Source organism: Streptomyces sp. W16, from assembly GCF_033194735.1.
Lineage (GTDB): Bacteria > Actinomycetota > Actinomycetes > Streptomycetales > Streptomycetaceae > Streptomyces.
Genome location: NZ_JAWOAI010001159.1, coordinates 1 through 941, shown reverse-complemented (window position 1 = coordinate 941; position 941 = coordinate 1). Strand labels below are relative to the sequence as shown.

The 941-nt window shown below is 70.5% G+C and carries 1 protein-coding gene and 2 pseudogenes; 1 reads left to right on the top strand and 2 read right to left on the bottom strand.

What is annotated here, in order from left to right:
• Positions 1-228 (top strand): annotated as a pseudogene (locus R6V09_RS53920) (hypothetical protein); the annotation flags it as partial.
• 7 nt (positions 229-235) lie between these two features.
• Here R6V09_RS53920 and R6V09_RS53915 read toward each other — a convergent pair.
• Both R6V09_RS53915 and R6V09_RS53910 read right to left on the bottom strand, forming a co-directional pair.
• A complete protein-coding gene (locus R6V09_RS53915; protein ID WP_317888663.1) occupies positions 236-610 on the bottom strand; it encodes a hypothetical protein in 375 nt (124 codons plus the stop codon).
• Between the two features lie 22 nt (positions 611-632).
• A pseudogene (locus R6V09_RS53910) lies at positions 633-941 on the bottom strand (roadblock/LC7 domain-containing protein); the annotation flags it as partial.

The window sequence follows — 941 nt, the reverse complement described above, 5'->3', positions numbered from 1 at the left end:
TCTGGGATGCTGCTCGCCGGGGCCGGAACGGGCCTGCGGCTGAAGGCCGCCTGGCTGGGGCGCCGGGAACGGGCCGACGACGTACTGCTGTGGATCCGGGTGGACTGGCTGGACAAGCGGGGCGGCGCCCCCGCCGGAAAACCGGTCAAGGGCTACCGCTCCACCGGCATCGCCGCGGGCGACGCCACCCCGGGCGGGGCGCGCCGCCGCGGCGACGTGTACGCGTAGCCGGGCGTTACACCTCCAGGTCCAGCTCGATCTTCTTCAACTGGTGGCGGGCCATCGCCAGGTTGGCCCGGTTGGAGTCCAGGACCAAGTAGAGGAACAGGCCGTTGCCGCCGCGTCCCTTGATCAGGCGGATCAGGTGGTACTGGTTGGACAGGGTGATCAGGATGTCCTCGATGTCACCCTTCAGGCCGAGGTGCTCCATCGTGCGCATCTTGGAGCGCACCACGTCGGTGTTCCCGGCGGCGGCGACGCCGAGGTCGAAGGTCTTGCTGCCGCCCATCGTGCCGAGCGCCATACCGCTGGTGTAGTCGACGAGCGCGACTCCGGTCGCGCCCTCGATGGAGGTCAGCGCCTCTTTGAGCGAGGTTTCGGTGTTGGCCATGACAGTGCTCCCTTGGGTCCGTTCAACTTTCCGTGGTGGTGCGCGCGTTGGTCGTTGCGGTGGTGCGTGGTGCGCGCGCCGTTCTCGTTCGTGCGGTGGTGGCTTTGGTGGGCGCCTTGACGGGCGCCGCGTCGGTTCGTTCCTCGGCCTCGGCCGTCGCCGTCGCCTCGGCGTCGACCAGTTCCCCGATCCGGGCCCCCGCGCGGCGGCCCTCCAGCAGCAGCCGGCCGACGTTGACCCGGTCCTGGGCGAGCACGGTCAGTACGGCGCCCCGGCCCGCCGCGTAGGTCGCGACATAGCCGTAGACCCCGCGCACCAGCAGCTCGCGGAA